Below are 19799 nucleotides of genomic sequence, written 5' to 3' on the forward strand. Positions count from 1 at the left end.
AAAAAAGTAAGCCACTATGCCTCATATTGTTATTCCCGTTGAAAATATTTCTACTACCCCAGAGCCTGTTACGTGTGCTAACTGCCAAGCCTGTTGTTGCCAATTAGAAGTGCGCATAGTAACCGACACCGGCGTGCCTTTTAACTACATTGAATACGATAAATGGGGCAGCGAAGTAATGAAACGCGCTGACGACGGTTGGTGCCAAGCACTCGACCGCAATACACTTATGTGCTCTATTTACGAAAACCGCCCATTAGTTTGCCGCGAGTTTGAAATGGCCTCAGACGAGTGTATTACCGAGCGCGATTTAGCGGGTATATAGTCCGCTATTATTAAAGTACATAAACAACAAAGGGGCTTAAAAGCCCCTTTGTTTATTACTTACTATAAAAATTAAACTTTAAAGTAGCTAATATACTTTTTAAGCGTGTTTGAAAGGTCAGCTAATGCAACAGCTTCTTGTGCGTTACTGTTAAGCGACATGCTGGTTTCCTTAGACATACTGGCAATTTCTTCTACGCCGGTACTAATTTGCGCCACGGTGGCTACTTGGTTTGATGTTGATTCAACAATTTCAAGCACGTTACTTAATGAGTCGTTAGCTTGTTGCTGTATTTGATGCAGTAACTCGTTTGCCTCATGGGTAAGCATTAGGCCATTTTCTACTTGCGGTACTGTGGTTTCCATAGCTGTTACCGACGCTTGTGTGTTTTCTTGTACTTGCAAAATCATCTTTTCAATGTCGCCTGTTGCATCACCAGTACGCTGGGCAAGTTGCCTTACCTCGTCAGCAACAACAGCAAACCCTCGGCCTGTTTCGCCAGCTCTTGCAGCTTCTATTGCCGCATTTAGTGCAAGCAAGTTTGTTTGATCAGAAATACTGCGGATCACACTTAAAATATCGCCAATGTGTTTTACATGCTCTTGCAGCACGTTTACTTGGGTAACGGTGGCTTTTACGGTTACTGAAATTTGCTCAATTTCCGCCGCTACTTTTTGCACTGCAATACTACCTTGCTGCGATAATTGTGCGGTTATTTTTGAGTTATCTTCTGTTTGTTTAACAGAGCCTGCAACAGCATTAATACTGCGGCTCATTTCTTCTAAGCTGCTTACTGCCGAGTTTGTATAGGTTACTTGTGCGTCAGCGGCACTAAGTGCTTGCTGCGAGCCAGACGCTACGCTTGCAGAGTGCGTAGAAAGCTCTTCAGATGAGTTAATAATGCTATCTACAATGGTTTTTAATTTAGATTGCATAACCCCTACAGAAGCCATCATGCTATTTGGGCAACACGACTATACATCACCTCTTAAGTCTCCTTGGGCAATAAGGGCAATTACTTCGGCGGCTTCTTGTGGTTCGCCACCTACTGACTTTCTGATCAGTTGGCTAATAACATACGCAACGCTTGCACCTATTAAAATTGCAAGCGCGGTGAGCGAAATCATCCAAATTTCAAATGAACTGGCAATATCGAGAGTATCAATAGTAGTGGTTTGATTTGCTTGCTCTTGCAGGTTTATAAATTGGTTTATAACATTTAGCCACTGGGTAAACGCAGGGCGCGCATCGGTTAATAAAATACGTTTAGCTTCGTTTAGGTTTCCTGCGTTTTTAGCGTTTATAACACCTTGAATAAAAGGCTGAGTGCGCTGCTCTATTTGGTTTATTTTATTAATTAAAGCGCGCTCTTCACTATTCATATTACCCATTAGCTTAGCCATAGCACGGCTAGATGTTTGATAAAAAGCATCTAGCTCTTGTATGTTGTTTAACACGGTACTTAAACTGCTTTGCTCGGTAATTAGCACTACGTCGCGCACGGCTATTGCTCTGTCGTGTACGCTGCCTCTAAAGTTAATTGCGTAACGTTGTTTTACCGAGTTTACGTCGGTCATGTGGGTAATATTATTATTAATGAGGCTAACGCGCGAAATGCCAATAATGGTTAAAATAATCATCATTGATAAAATTACGCCAAAACCGGTCGCTAAACGCATGTTTATTGTCATGGTTGATCCCAGGTGTGAGTCAATACGCGCAAGAGCAGCTTGTATTATTAGTGAAAATACTTAAACAATAGCAGCATTATGCCTTATTAATTAAAGTTTTATTAGCAATAAGGCGGGTGGTTGTTAATTTAGTTTACAAGCGTAACTTTGGCGGGGCATATTTTACAGGCATTAAAAAAGGGGCTAAATGCCCCTAGTGTTATATAAAATATTATATAAAGGTTTAGTCGTACTTTGCTTCTAGCTCATTAGCTGTATGAAACTTCTCATGACTTTGTAATTGCTCGTCGTATTTAACGAGGTTTTTAAAGTGCGCTAATTGACCTGAGTTTTTAACTATTTCAACAATAAACGACATCATAAAGTCAGCGCCCGTTAGGGTATCGCCCACTAAATAACGTTTACCTTCTAGGCGGTCGTTAAAGTAGCTAATTACTTTGGCTGTTTCAGCGTCGGCATAGCCTTCTAAAAACTGCGTTTTAGCGCCGTCTTTTAGTACAAACATTTTAAGTAAAAGCGGTAAAATTGCTGAGCTTTCTGCAAAGTGCAGCCATTGCTGGTAGTCAACATATTCAGCGGTATCTACTTTTGGAGCAAATTTACCGTTGCCGTATTTAGAAATAAGGTAGTCGGTAATAGCGCCTGATTCAGCAATAATTAAACCGCCATCTTCAATTACCGGTGACTTGCCAAGTTGATGAATATGCTTTAGTTCGTCAGGTGCTAGGAATGTGTCTTTATTACGCTGATAAGCCACAATTTCGTAGTCAACATCTAGCTCTTCTAAAAGCCAAATTATACGTTTAGAGCGGGATTTATTTAAATGGTGTAGTTTAATCATGTCAGTCCTTTTGTGGCTTGTAAGGGCTTTGCCTTACAAGCCGTATAAAATTAAAGTGGGTTATTAATTTTAACCACAGTTTTACCAAAGTTTTTACCGGATATCATATCGTTGAACGCGTCTACTGTATTTTCGATGCCTTCTACCATGTGCTCCCGGTATTGAATTTTTCCGTCTTGTAGCCATTTTTGCATGTCTTGTGCAAACTCGTCGTAACGGTCGCCGTAATCATCAAAAATGATAAAGCCTTGCATTTTAATACGCTTAGTAAGCAATTGACCCATTAGCATACCTAAACGGTCTGGGCCTTCTGGTAAGCTAGTTGCGTTATATTGCGATACTAAACCACACAATGGTACGCGCGCTGCGGTATTTAGTAATGGTAATACGGCGTCGAATACTTTACCGCCCACATTTTCGTAATAAACATCTATGCCGTTATCACACGCTTTTTCTAGTTGGTCTGCAAAGTCATCAGCTTTGTGGTCAATACAGGCATCAAACCCTAGTTTTTCAACGGCGTGTGCACATTTTTCGCTACCACCAGCAACACCCACTACTTTACAGCCTTTAATTTTAGCTATTTGACCAACCGTTGCACCTACTGGGCCTGTTGCTGCTGCAACAACTACGGTTTCGCCTTCTTTAGGCTGGCCAATATCAAGTAAACCCATGTAAGCAGTAAAGCCAGGCATACCCATAATACCTAATGCGTATGAAGGGTTTGCAGGCTCTTTACCTAACTGCATTAAGCCTTCGCCGTCGGTAATGGCGTAGTCTTGCCAACCTGTGTAGGCAAGTACCCATTCGCCTTCGTTAAACTTATCGTTTTTAGACTCTTCTACTTGGCACACAGTTGCGCCAACCATTACATCGCCAATATTAACTGGATCTGCGTACGACTTAGCATCGCTCATACGACCACGCATGTACGGGTCTAGCGATAGGTAAATAGTGCGTAGTAAAACTTCGCCATCTTTTAATGCAGGAAGTTCTACCGTTTTAAGTTCAAAGTTTTTTTCGTTCGGGGCGCCATTAGGGCGTGATTTAAGAGTAAGTTGGCGACTAGTCGTAGACATAAAAGACCTCCTATTAATATAAATAAACTACTTACCGAATGTTTACGCTTTAAAAATCATGTTCAGCTAGACAATAATGCGCGGCTAAGCAGTATGAATATGTACAATGCGTACCTTAATAAAGGAGTTTTGGGCGGGTGGTTGATAATTCAACCTTTGCGCAAATTTAATTAGAGTAATTAGTCTGCTTTGAGCTTACTAAATATATGATTGTTGTAAAATACCCCGTTTTTATAAATGGCCTGTTTAAGCACAGCCTCTTGCTCAAAGCCGCTCTTAGTAAGTGCTTTCATAGAGCCGGTATTACCAGCAAACACGGCACCAAAAATTCTATTTAAGTGTGAGCTTGCAAACGCCTCATTGCATATAAGTTCAATAGCGCGAGTAATAATGCCTTTCCCCCAATAGGCTTTATTAAGCCAATAACCAATTTCGCCACTGCGGTTGTATTCAAATTCGCCGGGAGTTATACCAATACAGCCCGCAAATTGCCTATTTACAACAATGGCCTTAATAATGCCGTTTTTTGAGCCTTGGTTTATCCACCAGTTTGCATCGGCTTGCGTATACGGAAACGGAATTTTTGACGATAAATAACGCGTTACTTGTTCATCATTTAAGGTGTTAATAATAAAAGGCGCGTCTTGGGCTTTAAATTCTCTGAGGGTGATCATATTTTTTCATAAATTTTTAGTATGCACACTAACTTAACAATCATTTAAGAGTTAAACAATCAGAACCTAAATTAAACGCTTTACGGCTATTACTTTGTTTTAAAGTCCTCTAATATAAGCAAAATATTACACCTATTTTAGATGCCACTATGCACCCTCACATTAAAGCGCTTTATAACAGCGCCCTAAAACCAAGCCGTTTAATTATTGGTTTAATGAGCGGTACCTCGCTGGATGGGCTTGATGTTGCACTGTGTAAAGTAACGGGCGCGGGCTTAAATACTCACATTGAGGTTTTAAATTTTACCACCGTTGACTACAACGACGATTATAAAGCTAAAATAAAGCAGGTATTTGCCAAAAGAGAGTGCGATTTAGAACTTGTAACTTTACTGCATCCGTGGGTAGGTAAACTCCATGGCGATATGGTTAACCAGTGCTTACATACTTGGCAAATAAACCCGGCAAGTATTGATGTAATAGCAAGTCACGGGCAAACCATCTACCACTGCCCGCATTCGCAGCATAACCACAAAAGCTTTACTAATGGCACCTTACAAATTGGCGATAGTGACCAGATAGCCGTTACTACGGGTATTACTACCATTGGTGATTTTAGGCAAAAACACATAGCCGCAGGAGGCGAGGGCGCACCGCTTGCTGTGTATGGCGATTATTTGTATTTTTCGAGCGCTGCTGAGAGTCGGGTTTTGCTAAATATGGGCGGCATAGCTAACTTAACGTTTTTACCCAAAAATGGTGATGCAAACGGTGTGTTTAGCTCCGACATTGGCCCCGGTAATACCATTATGGATGCCTACGTACAGCAACATTTTAAAGATATGCATTATGACGATGGCGCAAAAATAGCAAAAGCAGGCAAGGTAAATACACCATTATTAAATGCATTATGTAATAACGCATTTTTTAAACTCCCAATGCCTAAAACCACAGGGCCTGAGGTATTTAACTTAGCGTATTTAAACGCCGCACAGCAGCTTACAAATACACAGCACTTAAGCCATGAAGATGTAATGGCCACCTTAAATACCTTTACTGCAACCGCTATAGCAAATGCATTAAACGAGTGTGCGGAGCGCGCACAAAATTGTGTGGTGTATGCAAGTGGTGGGGGTATTCATAACCCACTACTAATGGCGCAACTTACAACGCTTTGCCCACGTATTAAGGCTTTTAAAAATACTGACGATTTAGGTATAAACCCTGATGCAAAAGAGGCTGTGTTATTTGCTATTTTAGCAAACGAATGCCTAGCCGGAGAGCAGCAACACCTAAGTAACACCGCACAAGGTATTGCGGGAGTTACTATGGGTAAAGTAAGTTTTGCAGACTAATAACTTATAAGTAGTGTCGTGTAATTTAAGTGTAGCCAGCATTAAAATAGCGATAAAAACGTAGAACCCATACTTGCAAAGTAGCTACGAACGCCTTGAGGCTTAGCATGTTCAGTTTTTATTTGCTCAGGAATATAGCCTTGCTCAAATGCTTTAATGTACACATCGAGTTGCTGGCTTTCTTTTAAGGTCGTATTTTTTCCGTGCAGCATCATTTGCACTACAAAACACTGGCTTTGTGTAATGTTACTTAAAGTTAGGTTTACAGTACCAGATTCAAGATCCGCATTGCTCAGCGTTTTTTCAGTAAAATACTGCGCCCCACGCGCACTGGGCTGCGTTGCACTTAGTGAAATAACATCACTCTCATTTGCGCCATCAGGCAACACACACTGCAGCGTAATGTTATGCGCAGCATTGGCTTTTAGCGATAGCTTTTCATATTCCATAGCGTGGCTCATCGCCGCAGACATAGAATCATCAAATGATTGCAGTGCAAATGTTAGTTGCACTAGTGGTGTGCTCATCTTACTTAGTCTTCTTGATTATAAAAAATACAGTTCGAGTTTGAATTATCACCTGTTGAGGTTACAGAATTATGACTGATGTAAAAATAAGTATAAAAGGGTAGATGAGTTGAAGGGTATAATTGCAAAAATAAGATTGCTTTTATCTCATTGCTTGGTAATTAAAAACTAAGCAATATACATACGAGTACTAATTAATAACTATAAACAGAATGCTCCGCATTTTTACATATGTATTAATTGTTTTTTTAAATCATTGAAATCTTAGTTGAAGTAATGGATATACAGCTTAATTCGAAGTATGATTTAAATGATCATACAAGTAATATTAATATATAGATGGTTGTACAAAAAAATGTTATCTCATAAAAGGAGTTTGAATTGAGTTCTTCAATAATTTTAAATAATAGAAACGTTAAAAAAAAAATAAGTAAAGGCCATTTAAGAAAAATCTGGAGCAGCCAAAGCGTCTCAGATTTATTATTAGATGAAGTTGCAAGGGAACTAAATGATAGTCTTTTTATTGGGCAAATAAATAGTGAATTAAGGCTTTGCCATTTTTTGGCACAAGCTAGAAAGGAGGTCGGAGCGAAGTTTTCTTTAGAGGAAAATTTAAATTATAGGCCTGCAATATTAAAAGCTACTTTTTCTTATTATCGAAATAATCCAGCAGAAGCTGATAAACATGGCTATGATCCTGCAAATAATCAACGAGCAGATACAAGAGCAATAGCTAACAATGCTTATGCAAATAGAATAGGTAATGGTGATGCAGTATCTGGGGATGGCTGGAATTTTAGAGGGAGAGGCATAATACAACTGACTGGTAAAGCAAACTATACTTCAGTACAGGCATCACATAATTCATATTGGAATGAAACTAAAAACTTCATATCTTCACCTCAATTATTATCCACACCAAAGTACGCTGTTAGATCTGCATTAGCATTTTGGCGAATTAATGAATTGTATAAATTAGCTGATAAAGGCTCATCAAAGAATGTTACGGATTCGATTACAAAAAAGGTTAACAAATATACTAATAGTTATGACAGTCGTCATAAAATATTAGCTGAATTAGTTAGAAATAAGGTATTCAAAGATGTTTTTCAATAAATCAGTGTTTTTAGTTTTTACTTTATTATCAGGCTGTTCTATAGCTGAAAGTGCTGATACTTTTTCTTTAAGCGAAATGAGTGAAACACAATACTTGCTTGAAACAACAACGCAGCCAACTATTAAAGTTATTGCTGATATGCAAGGAGCTGACGAGCTAGAATTAGTAAGGGTTTATGATTTAACGTGTAATAGTGTTAACTACCAAGTGCCTGCCGTTAAGGGAGATATCGAAAACGCGGAATCTATTGCTGAACACATAGAGTATTTTATATTTAAAAACGTAGGCGATAATTTATCAGCGATTAAAACAATCGGATCTATTGAGGTTAAAAGGCGAAGTGACGGTATTGTAGTTAATGAGCACACCATCGACCCATCACTGGCCAATTTTAATAAAAACCTGTGTAATAGTATTAACCGCAGCGGCGATATGGATTACCCAATACAATTTGCTGATGCTGGTAATTAGTATTTATAAACTAACTTAAATGTTATTTACTAGATAACTATAAAGCCCCTGTATTAAACGTAACGTTTAATACAGGGGCTTTATAGTTTTAGGCTAACCGACTAAACACGCAAAGCGCATTAAAATGAATACTGCAGCCTTAATGAGATTGCATTACCCGATGTGATAGTGCCGCCCGCCTCAAAGTAATTGGCTTTAATGTAGTTGGCCATAAATTTTAAGTTTTTGTTTACGATGTAGTTAACGCCGAGGGCGTAGGTTTTTGCGTCTTGTTTTTCTTGCTTGAGCTTAAGTAAGCTATAGCGGCCTGTAATTCCCCAGCCTGGCTCTGAGCTTGCGCTTAGGTGACCATTAAAATAGCAAACATACAGCTGTAGAGTTAATCAAATAGGTCACACGTCACAGGGAAATAGTCGTTAATAAAATTGTAGTATTTAAATAAGTTTGATGAAAATAGTTGTTCAAAACATAAAAGGAATTAAAAATGAAAAACGTAAATCCATGGCTTATATCTGCTCTTATTTTAGCTTTATTAAATAATGTTTTTAGGATCTGGTTTGGCAACACTATGATTGGCTTTTTCATTGCACTAATACTTTCTTTAGCATGTATACCTTTAATAAAAGCAGTGCAGGGGAGAAGCAATATAAAAAGCCCTTGTGCTAAACATAAAAAAGCAGATATCTAACTAGTATCTGCTTTTTAATTTTAAAACCACTGCGTTAAATGCTGCGGTCTTTAATACTTACTTAAGCCTATTTAATTAAGTTTGAGGTTTAATTAAGTACTTTTCGCCTGTTGCTTGTTTAGAATAAGCGGCAATTGACTGTAAATGTAATACCTCAGCTAATGACACTTCGTGCGTGTAGTTGCTCGCAAATGTAGTGGTGATTTCATCAGCAACGCGTTTGCGCATTTTCATTACTGTATCTGTGCCTAATTTACCTAAAGCATTAAATAACAAGAACCCGTTTACAGCCCAAGCAAAGCCAAAGTTACGATTAAGTGTAATAGGCCCGCGGTCTAGTGCGCCATAAATGTACACTTGTTTGAATGTATCAGAGCCATAAATTGTGTGCTCTTTCATATCGCGCGCAGCTGCAACTTCCATACAGTTAAGAATGTCACTTGTTAGTTGGCCGCCACCGATTGGGTCGAACGCTATAGTTGCACCGGTTTCGATTATTGCAGTTGTTAGGTCAGCAAGAAAAGTGTCGCTGCTTGAGTTAACAATATATTTTGCACCCATATCGCGCAGTAATTTTTCTTGTTCTGGTTTACGAACAATATTAATTAAATCAACGCCATCAGCAATACAAATACGGTTTAGCATTTGGCCAAGGTTAGAAGCTGCAGCCGCGTGAATAATAGCTTTATGACCTTCAGCGCGCATGGTTTCTACCATTGCTAGTGCGGTAAGTGGGTTAACAAAAGATGATGCACCTTCTTTGGCGGTAGTCCCTTCTTTTAGCTCTAGGCAACTTTGTACGTTGGCACATATAAATTGACGATACGTACCGCCGCCAATTACTGCAACAGTTTTTCCCATTAATGCTTGTGCGGCTGGTGATGAGCCTGCTGCTACTACGGTGCCTGCGCCTTCATTACCTACTTGTGTTGCTTTACCAACACGTGTTTTAAGTGATGGCATAAATTGAGCTGGAACATCAGCAGTAATTACTGGGTTTTCATCAGTACCCGATTGTTTTGCAGTAGACATATCAGCTGCGCTGAATAAAACGCCTAAGTCTGATGGGTTTAATGGTGCAGCTTCAATACGAATAACTACTTCATCGGCATTTGGCTTTGGCATCTCGATGTTTTTTAAGGCAAGTGTGAGTTTATTGTCTTCGCTGATAGTTGAAGTAAGTTGGATATTTTTATCTGTCATAATACTGTTCCTATAAATTGAGAATGGGTAGCGTATAGCGTAATTATTTGCTTTGAGCTGCCTGTATTTGTGCTGTTACCTTTTGCATAAACTCAGGCATATTTGCTTGGCGATCTGCCTCTATTTGCTGTGCAATAGTCGATTGACTCATTTTTACTTGCCATTCTTTCATACCTGGGATTTCGGCCAGTACATCCCAATTAAGCTCTTTTGGCGTGAATGCGTTAACCACTGTATTTACGTAGTAAACGTAAATATCTGCCATGCTAAATTGTTCGCCTGCTATCCACGGCGAAAAATGCGTTAATTCACAAAGGGCGTTTACACCGCGCGTTAATAGCTTGCGAATGTCGTCTTTTACGTGTTCAGGTGCGGGGGAGCCTGTAAATACATACGGAATTAAGCGTCTGCTTGGCAATTCAAAGTAAAGCTCACTTATTTTCATAATTTGGCGAACAAAAGCACGCTCGGCTGAATCTTCAGGGTATAGCATGTTGCTTGGGTAGGTTTCTTCAAGGTAGTCGCAAATAACGCTCGATTCTGCAATATTTAGCCCATCAGCGGTGGTAATAGCCGGTACTTTTCCCATAGGGTTTATAGCTAAAAACTGCTCGTCGTTGTTGTATATAAGGTGCTCATTAAATGGCAGCTCTTTGTGTAAAAGTACATGCTTAACCAAGTTGTAATAGTTACTAGCTGCGAAGCCGTGCAAAGTAATCATAATGTAGCCTTTGGTTTTAAGCTTTAACTATTGGCGTTAAATAAATTAAAGCGTGTAGATAAGTTAAGATTATTATTACTTGTTTTAATTTGCTTATATATAGGGGAAAATGCGAATCACTTTTGCTTTTAAAGCAATAATAAGGCTTATTTAACCCAGAGGTAGCATGGATCAACTAAAAGCCATACGGTATTTTATAAAAGTAGTCGAAACAGGCAGTTTTACTAAAGCTGCAAAAGCGTTTGGTGTGCCACCTTCGTCGTTGTCGCGTCGAGTAGCCGATTTAGAAAAAAGCTTAGGCGCTACGCTTTTAAAACGCTCAACCCGTATTGTTAAGCTTACCGAAGTTGGTCATATTTACTACAACGATATGCAGCAAATTTTGGGGCAACTGGCGCAAAGCCAAGAAACAGTGCGCAGTTACCAAACTACACCCATGGGGCGATTATCAATTAGTTGTATGGTTGGCTTTGGCGACAAAATTTTAATGCCACTACTTGATAAATTTAGTGTTTTGTATCCCGAAATTATACTAGATGTAAGCCTAAGTGATGAGCTTTCTACCCTTGGGCGTGACGACGTTGATATAGCCATTCGTGGAGGGTATGCACCTAACGAGCGCGTGCTAGCAATAAAACTAATGGATAATAGCTTTATACCTGTTGCATCGCTTGGCTATTTGCAAAAATACGGGACGCCTAAAAGTGCTATGAAATTACAGCAGCACCGTGGCCTTTATTTTAAAACGCCAGCGGGGCCAACGCCTTGGTTATGTAAAGTAGATGATCAATGGCACGACGTTTCTGGGCCTGCGGTCGCTATTTCAAATAACGGATCGTGGCTGGCTAAAAAAGCGTGTAATGGCGAGGGCATTTTAATGTCAACTCGATGGGCGCTCGACTCATACCTTGAGTCTGGCCAGTTGCAAGAGCTTAAGTTTGAGCATGAATTAGCTATAAGCCAAAATGCGACTATGGCGGTTTATTTGTTGTATCAAAAGCAGCGCTATTTAGTACCAAAGGTAAAAGCGGCGGTCGACTTTTTAGTAAAAAGAATTAAAGAAACAGATGGAAGTGTTAAGCGAATAGAATAGTGAATTGTCGCATGGCGCTGCGCTTATCCGACCTACGCTTATTCGATTTAGATTTATGCTTATTTAATTTATTAATGGGTTGTTTGTATAAATAATAGGTAAAAAACGTTTCCTTAAGCTAAAGCTTTTAATGCTGTGACCGATAAATTACTTAACAGGGTTTAGCGATTAAGGATAATCATGGTTAATAATGCACTTGGCAGCCAGTTTAATTTAAGCACTTTACTTGCCCAATCAGTTAATAACGCTAATCAAACCTCTGTGAGTCCTTCGCTACTAACCGGTAGCGACCTTCAAGCTATTAATGATTTACAAACTAACGCCCCCAAAATATCCGATGAATTATTAAGCCAGCTAAATAACGAAACTATTGACGAAGCACTAGCCAGTAATCAAAAAGTAGAGGATGTTTTACAGCAGCAACTTACCTCGTTATTTACAATTTCAAGCACGCCGAGCACGCTTAACTATAAACTCTCCGATGAAGAACTCGCCCTGCGCACCGTAATAAGCTCTCAGCATGAGGGGTTATTAAAAAACGAAAATAGCACCCAATTAATTGAGCGATTAAATACGTCGGTTAAAAATATTCAGGGTGCTTATGCTAATACCAGCGATATTTTATCGAGTTTAGGTCAGCTTGGGCATGAGCAAAAAACGTTTTTAGCCTCAAGCCAGCAACGTGTTGAGCGTTCACTTAATCCATACATGGAAAGCCTTAATCGCACAAAATACGAGGATGACGATAACTACCTGTTTGAGCTCTCGGTAAAAACTAAAGAGGGTGATGTTATAAACATTACCTTTAACTCATCGCAAGGTTATGACGAAAAAACAGGTGAAGCGATAGATGGCTTTGGCATAAGTTACGAAGTTAATGGTAATTTATCTGAGGCTGAACATGGCGCTTTAACGCAGGTTATGGCGGGTGTTGGCGAAATGGCCGATGAATTTTTTAAAGTGAGCGAAAACTCATTTAACCCTCTTATAGTGCCAAATCAAACAGACATGAGCTTAGATTTTTTAGCGGACTTTAATAGTGAACAGTTAGCCGGTTTTAATGTGTCGTTTTCAACAACGCAAAATGATGCGCTTGATACAGGAGATAACACGCTTGATTTAAGTTATTCCATTGATGAGGCATCAAACCAGCAAGCACTTGTGTTTAAAGCCGTAGGTGGGCAAAACGACATTGATTTTGCACTCGATATGTCAACCATTGGCGCTAAAGACACGCAGCAAATGCAGCAGTATTTAGCGTCGCTCGATCAAAGCCTAGAAGATAGCCGAGTAAACAGTACTGAAGATGATAAAGAGTCGGCATTTGGGCGCAAAGGCGACGAGGCAATGCAGCAAGGTTTTGCATTGTTTAAAGGCGCTTTTGCGAGTATGTCGTCGGCTGCTGAGCGTTATAGCAATTTGGAGTCACTTGCAGAACAGCACTTTAATGACGGGCGCGCCATGGTTGCCGATTTGGTTGATAACATGATTACAAACGATGCCCGTTACCAAGGGCTTGGTAATAAAGCCCCAAATACATTGGGTGCGAGTATTTCTAAGCTCGCTGATTTTGATGCCACTTTTTCATATGCGCTGGATAACGGCGACTATCAGCCTAAAAGTACTATTGAGCTAAGCCAAGTAACTGAACAAAGCCAATTAGGGGATCTTAGCGGTGTAACGCAAAGTAAAAATGTAAGCAGCCACTTTGATTATCAATACAGTCGCCCCGACTACTACGACAAAGAAGAGAGTTATAACGTAAACACCGCCGTTAAAAATAAAGAACTTGTGGGGCTCGATCAGTCTCACAAAGTTGATGTTGATACAAAAATGTTTGAGTTTAATCCGCAAACAAATCAATACGAGCTGCAAATGGCGATGCAAGAACAAACCGTTAGTAAAAGCAACATTCGCTTAATTGACGATATTTGGCTTGAAGAAAACGAAAACAGCTACAACATGAATAAAAAAGAGCGTGTTGAGAGTGACGAAAAACAAGACGAGTTTAAAAAAACAAGCAGCCATTCTCATAATAAACTAGTTACCCTAATTGGTGATTTAGACAAGCTAGCTGAGAATAAAAACGTAAGGCGAGAATATTTAACTAACTTATCGCAAGTTAACTTTTTTATGGATAAAAAGTAACGGTTTTGAGTTGTTCACTCCACACTCAATATTGGGTATAGTCGTTAAATGCCTCATTTAATACTTAATTAAGAGTAACCTTATGTTTAAACAATTAATTTTACTGTGCGCTTTAAGCATACCGCTTGCAAGCTGCGCTGCTACGGCGCCATTTTCGGGCGAGATAAGTACGCAAGCACTGCTAAGCGACTACGATAAATTTAACGAGCAATACAAAGCGTATACACCAACAGCACAAGACATTGCCCTAATGCAAAAGCTAGAAGGCAAAGAGCTTATTGTATTATTTGGAACGTGGTGCCACGACAGTGAGCGCGAAGTGCCAAAACTCATTAAGTTAATTGATGCATCGAAAGTACAACTTGCAAGCATTGACTATGTGGCCGTAGGTTACAACAAGCAAGACGATGCAGGCATTGCACAGGCTCACGACTTACAATACACACCTACGTTTATTGTTAAACAAAATGGCAAAGAGTTAGTACGCGTAATTGAAAAGCCAACGAGTACGTTAGCGCAAGACTTAACTCAGGGTTTGTAAGTTCAGCTTGCTCGTATTTGGTTTACCGATTTAACTAATAGGTTTATGAGGTAGCTGCTGGACTCATATAACTAGTCTCCTGGTACTTTAATGTGTTAGGCCAAAATTTACCCCTACCCCTTTGGTTGAGCCAAAATAGGAATTCAGCTATGGTTTGTATATCAATTAAATGTACTAGCTCAGACTTGATCTGACAGTTACCCGTTTTTTAATCGGTGACTGTCAGTCTAGATTTGAGCTAAATTTTTCTCAGCCCAGATCAATTTTCCATCTAATAAAGTTTCTAATGGCGTTCTGCCACAGCATATTTTTCCTTGATGAGTTCGGTCATTATTGTAATAAATCATCCATTCGTCCAGATCCTTTTGCAATTCCTCTAATGAGCTATATAGCTTTTTACGGAATGTAACTTGATAGAATTCATTGAGTATCGTTTTGTGGAAGCGTTCGCAGATACCATTTGTTTGCGGTGACATAGCTTTGGTTTTTGTATGATCGATATCATTAATAGCCAGATATAACTGGTAATCATGATGTTCGACTTTGCCACAATATTCAGTGCCTCTATCGGTTAGAATACGTAGCATGGGAAACTCGTACTGTTCGAAGTACGGCAGTACTTTGTCGTTGAGTATGTCAGCCGCAGTAATTGGCGTTTTCGTGGTGTAGAGCTTAGCGAACGCTACTTTGCTGTATGTATCAACGAAGGTTTGTTGGTAGATACGCCCAACGCCTTTGAGATTACCCACGTAAAATGTATCTTGAGAGCCTAGATAACCTGGGTGAGCCGTTTCAATTTCACCACACGCTTCGTCATCATGTTTTTTCTTTTCAAGCGCAGCTACTTGAGCGTCGGTGAGAATGATACCTTCGTTAGCCACTTTATTTTCTAGTGCCTTGAGACGCTTTTTGAAGTTCTCTAGGTCATGACGTAGCCATATTGAACGAACACCGCTGCCAGAAACGAATACGCCTTGTTTTCTGAGTTCATTACTCGTTCTGTGTTGGCCATGAGCTGGATAATCGACAGCGTATTTAATAACGGCTTGTTCTGTTGCTTCATCAACTCTATTTTTTAAGTTTGGCGCTCTACGACTTTTATCAATTAACGCATCAAGTCCACCGTCTTCGACGAGTTCTTGATATCGATAAAATGTATCACGGGATACGCCCATCACTTTGCAGGCTCTTGATACGTTGCCAAGTTCTTCTGCAAGATTAAGTAAACCCGCTTTGTGTTTAATAATTGGGTTGTTAGTATGTAGCATGAGAGTTACCTCTTATATGTTTTGATTTAAAGATTCGACACCTTTTATCAAAACGGGTAACTCTCACTTTTTCAAGTTGATGTGTCAGATCTTGTCTGAACTAATACAAATTAAAACAAATAAAAAACGAATTAATCTACAAGCTCGTTGTGGTATGTCTTAATATGTCTAAGGATCTACGTAAAAATTTGATTGCTGCGATTCTTAGTCCTTTAATTGCATTACCAGTCCTTGGTTTTTGTTATTTTTATGCGGGTATCGAAAACTATACTTCTGTGAGTTCATTAATTTCAGGTGTTGGTTTTGGTGTATCAATAGGGGTGGGAAGTTTATTTTATTTTTATCCATTAATGTTCATTTACGGATTACCTATTAGCTTATTACTCCAAAAGTTAAATTTATTTAAATTACCGGTAGTTTTAATCTTAAGCATACTTCCAGTTTTTTTACTCAGTCTATTTAGTGAATTTAATCGTGAAACATTGGTTCTTCATTTATTAGTACTTTCAATGGGTTCAACTAGTTGGCTTATATATAATAAATTAAGGTAACACCACAATAAGCGATTAATGTTACACAACCGTTTTCTTACTCGGCTTACAGCTCAGATCAAACATTATTCACTAAACAGGCTTTTTTCGAACGCTTGCGCAGCGTGTGAAGACGGTCTGTCTTTATAATGCAGTTGATAAAGTGGCCGAGAAAGTTGCTCGTTATTTTTTTGGCTCAGGCGCGTTAATTTACCTAACTGGACTAAATCCTCAGTAACTACACTTGGCAATAAAGCCACGCCCATTCCTTGTGCTACTGCCCTTGCTATTGCCTCGTTGCTGCCCAATTGCATACTGCGCTCTGCTATTACGCCATGTTGGGCTAATAACTTTACCGACATTTCTAAAGTGCCAGAGCCTGGCTCTCGTAGTAGCCAAAATTGATTGTTTAACCATGCTTTTAAGTTTTTAGCGGGCTTAAAGTTACTCGGTATAACAACACTCATTAAATCGTTTTGCCAGTGCTTACTTATAATATGCGGCTCGGTAGGTGTGCCCTCAACCAGTGCTAAATCGATAGTGCATTCTAGTAAGGCAAGCTCAATTTGCGCGGTATTGGCAACTTGTACTTCTACTTTTATATCTGGGTACTGCGCGCAAAATTTAGCTAAATAGGGCGGTAGCCAATAGCTGGCAATGGTTGTACTAGTGCCTATAACGAGCGTGCCACGCTTAAGCCCTGTGCGTGATTTAATATCTTCAATGGCGGCTTTTTCAATGGCAAAAATGCTACGTGCATGATCATACAAGGCTTGGCCGCCCTCGCTTAAGGTAAGTTTTTTGCCTTTAGATGCACGCTCTATAAGTTGAATATTTAATTGGTGCTCAAGCTCTTTTAGCGCTTTAGATACAGCCGGTTGGCTTATAAAAAGCGCCTCGGCTGCGCCTGAAAAACTACCAAGCTTTGCTACCGTATAAAACACCCGTAGTGCGTGCAAGTTCATTGTGCCTCTCAAATCACATAACCTTAAGTTATCGAATCATGATTTTAATGTATTGGAGTTATATTTTGCGCTTTCTTAAAATGAAGTCAACAGTTTAAAGTTGTTCAATTGAGAGAATATTATGCTTAGCGCTATTAAAAATTTGGGTATTAATACTAAGCAATACGGCGATACGCGCTGGTGGTTAGGTATGCTGCTGGTGGTTGTTTTGGCGGGAGCATCTGTTGCATTAAGTAAGTTACCCATAATGCAAAGTGCGCAATTTAGCTCTTTAACTATTGGTATAGTGCTTGGCATTATTGTGGGTAACAGTGTGTTTTCGCGTATTGCTACGCAAACCGATATAGGTGTTGATTACGCTAAAAGTATATTGCTTAAAGCGGGGGTTGTGTTGTTTGGGTTTAGAATTACCTTTGCGCAAGTAGCGGGTGTAGGCTGGGAAGGCTTATTAATCGATGTTGTAATGCTGTTAGGCACATTTATTTTGGCAGTGCAGCTAGGTAAGCGCGTATTTAAGCTTGATGAACAAACAACCATATTAATTGGCGCGGGTAGTTCTATTTGTGGTGCCGCTGCGGTTATGGCAACTGAGCCTGTAATAAAAGCGCAGGCGCATAAAGTATCGGTAGCTGTAGCAACGGTGGTGGTGTTTGGCACGTTAAGCATGTTTGCCTACCCAATCATGTTTGATTACATGGGGCTGAGTGAACACGCTTACGGTATTTTTGTAGGCTCAACTATTCATGAAGTAGCGCAAGTGGTTGCAGCGGGCACTGCTGTAAGCGCCAATGCTGCAGATACCGCCGTTATAGAAAAAATGCTAAGGGTGATGATGCTTGCACCATTTTTAGTGGGCTTATCGTTTTGGCAAAGTAAAAAGCATGCAAATATAAACGCGCCTGGCGGCGAGCAAAAAGCGGGTATTACAATCCCTTGGTTTGCGGTGTTATTTATTGTGGCAAGTGGTGTACATTCGCTATCAGTTATTCCTCAAGTGGCTACAAGCGCAGTTGTTTGGTTTGATAATATATTGCTCACCATTGCCATGGTCGCACTTGGGCTGCGTACACATGTTGGTGCTATTCGCCAAGCAGGTATTAAACCACTGTTACTGGCGCTGTGTTTATTTTTGTTTTTAACATTGGGTGGTTACGTTATTAATATAGGCATTGCTGAGCTGTTTTAAACGTTACTTGGTAAAAGTTGATTGGTGGCTTAAATAGGCCAATCAACTTCGTTTAAGGTATCCAGCTGCGCGCTGGTATTTTCATTGCCTTGCCATTTATTAGTGTAAACAGCGTGCGGGTCAAACTGTAACGTTTGTTTTTCAATATTAAAGTGCCTACCACCACGCGGATCTACGCCTACACCTGCTATATATTGCCAATTACCCCAATTAGCGGCTACATCGTAATCAATCAGTTGCTGTTCAAAATAAGCTGCGCCGTATCGCCAATCAAGGCCAAGCTCGTTTACTAAGCAGCTTGCTGCAATTTGCCTTGCTCTATTTGATATATAACCCGTAGCATTAAGCTCATTCATAATGGCATTGACTAATGGGTAGGGTGTTGAGCCATTACACCACGTAGCAAAGCGGTTTGGCATAAATGTAGTAAGGGGTTTTGTTTGCTTTTGGCCTTTAAAGCTAAACAGGCTTTTACCTGCCTTAAGTGCATGCCATTTAAAATACTCTCGCCATAGCAATTCAAATTTAATCCAGTAAGTAGACTCGTTTGTTATTTGACTATGTTCGTACGCCTCAACTGCTTTATAAACTTGCCGCGCACTTACACAACCTAAAGCAAGCCAGGTACTAAATTTTGTGGTGTTATTAAAGCCATCAAGCTCGTTTCGAGTTATTTTATAAGTACTTGGTAGTAAACCTGAAAAGTATTGCTTTAAATGTGTTTGCGCACTTTTAAACCCGCCATGCATTACGCCATTATTTGCTATACGCTCTAAAGGTTTTTTAGCGCACAAGGTTATTGGCTGAGGGAGCAAACCGTTTGGTAATGTTGAAAGTGAAATGGGGCTAGTGGCGGCCTCTACCTTTTTACGAAACGGGGTAAAGTGTTTAGGTAATTCGCTTAAATCAAACGGTAGGTCACTTTGTTTAAAGAGCGTGTCTTGCTGCGCTCCTGTAAATTTAGTATTAGGGCAATGTGCTTTGAGTAAGTTTATTTGGCGTTGCTCGTACAGGCCAAATTGCTCGCTGTATACGACTTCATCAATATTTTGCTCATTAATACGCGCTTTCAAAAGCGATACAGGTTCGCCTTCAAGTACATGCAGTGTTTGCCCGCGCTCAATAAGTGCTTGTTGGAGTTCATACAAGCTTTGCATTAAAAACTGCTGTTTATGCACGCCATACGGCTTTTGTTGATAGTTATTATTTTTAAACCAGTGCGGGTTTATAACAAATACAATATCGAGCGCGCATTGCTCAGTAGCAAGTTCGCTTAAAATAGGGTTGTCGTCTATTCGTAAATCGTTTTGTAGCCAATATAAAATGCGTTTGCTCATAGGTTTACTCAGGTTTTTGTAATCATTAACTTTACGAAG

Annotated in this window: 20 protein-coding genes and 1 pseudogene; 10 read left to right on the forward strand and 11 right to left on the reverse strand. The window is 39.7% G+C overall.

Annotated features, from left to right (window positions below):
• The first annotated feature begins 16 nt into the window (after positions 1–16).
• Positions 17–325 carry a YkgJ family cysteine cluster protein gene (locus tag AC5NT5_RS17500; protein WP_002962790.1) on the forward strand — a complete coding sequence of 103 codons (309 nt, stop codon included), beginning with the start codon at positions 17–19 and terminating at the stop codon, positions 323–325.
• A 71-nt stretch (positions 326–396) separates the two neighbouring features.
• On the opposite strand, the pseudogene AC5NT5_RS17505 reads toward AC5NT5_RS17500, so the two are convergent.
• The 4 genes and pseudogenes from AC5NT5_RS17505 to AC5NT5_RS17520 all read right to left on the reverse strand — a co-directional run bounded on the left by AC5NT5_RS17505 (position 397) and on the right by AC5NT5_RS17520 (position 4610).
• Positions 397–2016: pseudogene (locus AC5NT5_RS17505) on the reverse strand (methyl-accepting chemotaxis protein).
• Positions 2017–2239: 223 nt separating this feature from the next.
• Entirely contained in the window at positions 2240–2857 is a 618-nt protein-coding gene (locus AC5NT5_RS17510; RefSeq protein WP_002962787.1) for a glutathione S-transferase family protein, read from the reverse strand.
• A gap of 50 nt (positions 2858–2907) precedes the next feature.
• Positions 2908–3936, reverse strand: a complete 1029-nt coding sequence (curA, locus tag AC5NT5_RS17515; RefSeq protein WP_494513652.1) for an NADPH-dependent curcumin/dihydrocurcumin reductase — start codon at positions 3934–3936, stop codon at positions 2908–2910.
• A 179-nt stretch (positions 3937–4115) separates the two neighbouring features.
• A complete protein-coding gene (locus AC5NT5_RS17520) occupies positions 4116–4610 on the reverse strand; it encodes a GNAT family N-acetyltransferase (RefSeq protein WP_494513653.1) in 495 nt (164 codons plus the stop codon).
• Between the two features lie 149 nt (positions 4611–4759).
• On the opposite strand from AC5NT5_RS17520, the gene AC5NT5_RS17525 reads away from it, so the two are divergent.
• Entirely contained in the window at positions 4760–5965 is a 1206-nt protein-coding gene (locus AC5NT5_RS17525; protein ID WP_494513654.1) for an anhydro-N-acetylmuramic acid kinase, read from the forward strand.
• Positions 5966–6006: 41 nt separating this feature from the next.
• Here the strand turns inward: AC5NT5_RS17525 and AC5NT5_RS17530 are convergent, their stop codons facing one another.
• Positions 6007–6492, reverse strand: a complete 486-nt coding sequence (locus AC5NT5_RS17530) for a hypothetical protein (RefSeq protein WP_494513655.1) — start codon at positions 6490–6492, stop codon at positions 6007–6009.
• Positions 6493–6873: 381 nt separating this feature from the next.
• Between AC5NT5_RS17530 and AC5NT5_RS17535 the strand changes: the two genes are divergently transcribed.
• Together AC5NT5_RS17535 and AC5NT5_RS17540 are read left to right on the forward strand one after the other, a co-directional pair.
• A complete protein-coding gene (locus AC5NT5_RS17535; RefSeq protein ID WP_494513656.1) occupies positions 6874–7608 on the forward strand; it encodes a glycoside hydrolase family 19 protein in 735 nt (244 codons plus the stop codon).
• Positions 7595–8080, forward strand: coding sequence for a hypothetical protein (locus AC5NT5_RS17540; RefSeq protein WP_182674747.1), 486 nt, complete (start codon positions 7595–7597; stop codon positions 8078–8080). Before AC5NT5_RS17535 ends, AC5NT5_RS17540 begins: the two co-directional genes overlap by 14 nt.
• 119 nt (positions 8081–8199) lie before the next feature.
• On the opposite strand, the gene AC5NT5_RS17545 is transcribed toward AC5NT5_RS17540, so the two are convergent.
• Positions 8200–8451 carry a porin gene (locus AC5NT5_RS17545; protein ID WP_223231677.1) on the reverse strand — a complete coding sequence of 84 codons (252 nt, stop codon included), beginning with the start codon at positions 8449–8451 and terminating at the stop codon, positions 8200–8202.
• Between the two features lie 113 nt (positions 8452–8564).
• Between AC5NT5_RS17545 and AC5NT5_RS17550 the strand changes: the two genes are divergently transcribed.
• Positions 8565–8768, forward strand: a complete 204-nt coding sequence (locus tag AC5NT5_RS17550) for a hypothetical protein (protein WP_182681844.1) — start codon at positions 8565–8567, stop codon at positions 8766–8768.
• 75 nt (positions 8769–8843) lie between these two features.
• On the opposite strand, the gene AC5NT5_RS17555 is transcribed toward AC5NT5_RS17550, so the two are convergent.
• Positions 8844–9971, reverse strand: a complete 1128-nt coding sequence (locus AC5NT5_RS17555) for a zinc-binding dehydrogenase (protein ID WP_188161906.1) — start codon at positions 9969–9971, stop codon at positions 8844–8846.
• A gap of 43 nt (positions 9972–10014) precedes the next feature.
• Entirely contained in the window at positions 10015–10692 is a 678-nt protein-coding gene (locus tag AC5NT5_RS17560) for a glutathione S-transferase family protein (protein ID WP_024596119.1), read from the reverse strand.
• A gap of 166 nt (positions 10693–10858) precedes the next feature.
• On the opposite strand from AC5NT5_RS17560, the gene AC5NT5_RS17565 reads away from it, so the two are divergent.
• The 3 genes from AC5NT5_RS17565 (at position 10859) to AC5NT5_RS17575 (ending at position 14474) form a co-directional block, all read left to right on the forward strand.
• Positions 10859–11785, forward strand: coding sequence for a LysR family transcriptional regulator (locus AC5NT5_RS17565; protein WP_494513657.1), 927 nt, complete (start codon positions 10859–10861; stop codon positions 11783–11785).
• Positions 11786–11965: 180 nt separating this feature from the next.
• Entirely contained in the window at positions 11966–13933 is a 1968-nt protein-coding gene (locus tag AC5NT5_RS17570) for a hypothetical protein (protein WP_494513658.1), read from the forward strand.
• Between the two features lie 82 nt (positions 13934–14015).
• On the forward strand, positions 14016–14474 hold the full coding sequence (locus AC5NT5_RS17575; protein ID WP_494513659.1) for a thioredoxin family protein: 459 nt from the start codon (positions 14016–14018) through the stop codon (positions 14472–14474).
• Positions 14475–14701: 227 nt separating this feature from the next.
• On the opposite strand, the gene AC5NT5_RS17580 is transcribed toward AC5NT5_RS17575, so the two are convergent.
• Positions 14702–15742: an IS481 family transposase gene (locus tag AC5NT5_RS17580; protein ID WP_494513428.1), complete on the reverse strand. Its 1041-nt coding sequence runs from the start codon at positions 15740–15742 to the stop codon at positions 14702–14704.
• Positions 15743–15906: 164 nt separating this feature from the next.
• Here AC5NT5_RS17580 and AC5NT5_RS17585 point away from each other — a divergent pair, with 164 nt between their 5' ends.
• The gene (locus tag AC5NT5_RS17585; RefSeq protein ID WP_139015396.1) at positions 15907–16293 is read left to right on the forward strand and encodes a hypothetical protein; all 387 of its coding nucleotides are present in this window, start codon (positions 15907–15909) and stop codon (positions 16291–16293) included.
• A gap of 65 nt (positions 16294–16358) precedes the next feature.
• Here AC5NT5_RS17585 and AC5NT5_RS17590 read toward each other — a convergent pair whose 3' ends face one another.
• Positions 16359–17237 carry a LysR family transcriptional regulator gene (locus AC5NT5_RS17590; protein ID WP_494513660.1) on the reverse strand — a complete coding sequence of 293 codons (879 nt, stop codon included), beginning with the start codon at positions 17235–17237 and terminating at the stop codon, positions 16359–16361.
• Positions 17238–17358: 121 nt separating this feature from the next.
• On the opposite strand from AC5NT5_RS17590, the gene AC5NT5_RS17595 reads away from it, so the two are divergent.
• Positions 17359–18423, forward strand: coding sequence for a YeiH family protein (locus AC5NT5_RS17595; protein WP_188161903.1), 1065 nt, complete (start codon positions 17359–17361; stop codon positions 18421–18423).
• A 29-nt stretch (positions 18424–18452) separates the two neighbouring features.
• Here AC5NT5_RS17595 and AC5NT5_RS17600 read toward each other — a convergent pair whose 3' ends face one another.
• Positions 18453–19760 carry a DASH family cryptochrome gene (locus AC5NT5_RS17600; RefSeq protein WP_494513661.1) on the reverse strand — a complete coding sequence of 436 codons (1308 nt, stop codon included), beginning with the start codon at positions 19758–19760 and terminating at the stop codon, positions 18453–18455.
• Between the last annotated feature and the right edge of the window lie 39 nt (positions 19761–19799).

It is taken from the genome of Pseudoalteromonas sp. J2K-J599 (assembly GCF_059295115.2).

Bases quoted from the DNA above. Each gene is read 5' to 3' on its own strand.
- AC5NT5_RS17530 (WP_494513655.1), bottom strand. From the start codon at position 6,492: ATGAGCACACCACTAGTGCAACTAACATTTGCACTGCAATCATTTGAT.
- AC5NT5_RS17540 (WP_182674747.1), top strand. From the start codon at position 7,595: ATGTTTTTCAATAAATCAGTGTTTTTAGTTTTTACTTTATTATCAGGC.
- curA (WP_494513652.1), bottom strand. From the start codon at position 3,936: ATGTCTACGACTAGTCGCCAACTTACTCTTAAATCACGCCCTAATGGC.
- AC5NT5_RS17580 (WP_494513428.1), bottom strand. From the start codon at position 15,742: ATGCTACATACTAACAACCCAATTATTAAACACAAAGCGGGTTTACTT.
- AC5NT5_RS17555 (WP_188161906.1), bottom strand. From the start codon at position 9,971: ATGACAGATAAAAATATCCAACTTACTTCAACTATCAGCGAAGACAAT.
- AC5NT5_RS17595 (WP_188161903.1), top strand. From the start codon at position 17,359: ATGCTTAGCGCTATTAAAAATTTGGGTATTAATACTAAGCAATACGGC.
- AC5NT5_RS17520 (WP_494513653.1), bottom strand. From the start codon at position 4,610: ATGATCACCCTCAGAGAATTTAAAGCCCAAGACGCGCCTTTTATTATT.
- AC5NT5_RS17600 (WP_494513661.1), bottom strand. From the start codon at position 19,760: ATGAGCAAACGCATTTTATATTGGCTACAAAACGATTTACGAATAGAC.
- AC5NT5_RS17570 (WP_494513658.1), top strand. From the start codon at position 11,966: ATGGTTAATAATGCACTTGGCAGCCAGTTTAATTTAAGCACTTTACTT.
- AC5NT5_RS17585 (WP_139015396.1), top strand. From the start codon at position 15,907: ATGTCTAAGGATCTACGTAAAAATTTGATTGCTGCGATTCTTAGTCCT.
- AC5NT5_RS17565 (WP_494513657.1), top strand. From the start codon at position 10,859: ATGGATCAACTAAAAGCCATACGGTATTTTATAAAAGTAGTCGAAACA.
- AC5NT5_RS17575 (WP_494513659.1), top strand. From the start codon at position 14,016: ATGTTTAAACAATTAATTTTACTGTGCGCTTTAAGCATACCGCTTGCA.
- AC5NT5_RS17500 (WP_002962790.1), top strand. From the start codon at position 17: ATGCCTCATATTGTTATTCCCGTTGAAAATATTTCTACTACCCCAGAG.
- AC5NT5_RS17550 (WP_182681844.1), top strand. From the start codon at position 8,565: ATGAAAAACGTAAATCCATGGCTTATATCTGCTCTTATTTTAGCTTTA.
- AC5NT5_RS17590 (WP_494513660.1), bottom strand. From the start codon at position 17,237: ATGAACTTGCACGCACTACGGGTGTTTTATACGGTAGCAAAGCTTGGT.
- AC5NT5_RS17525 (WP_494513654.1), top strand. From the start codon at position 4,760: ATGCACCCTCACATTAAAGCGCTTTATAACAGCGCCCTAAAACCAAGC.
- AC5NT5_RS17510 (WP_002962787.1), bottom strand. From the start codon at position 2,857: ATGATTAAACTACACCATTTAAATAAATCCCGCTCTAAACGTATAATT.
- AC5NT5_RS17560 (WP_024596119.1), bottom strand. From the start codon at position 10,692: ATGATTACTTTGCACGGCTTCGCAGCTAGTAACTATTACAACTTGGTT.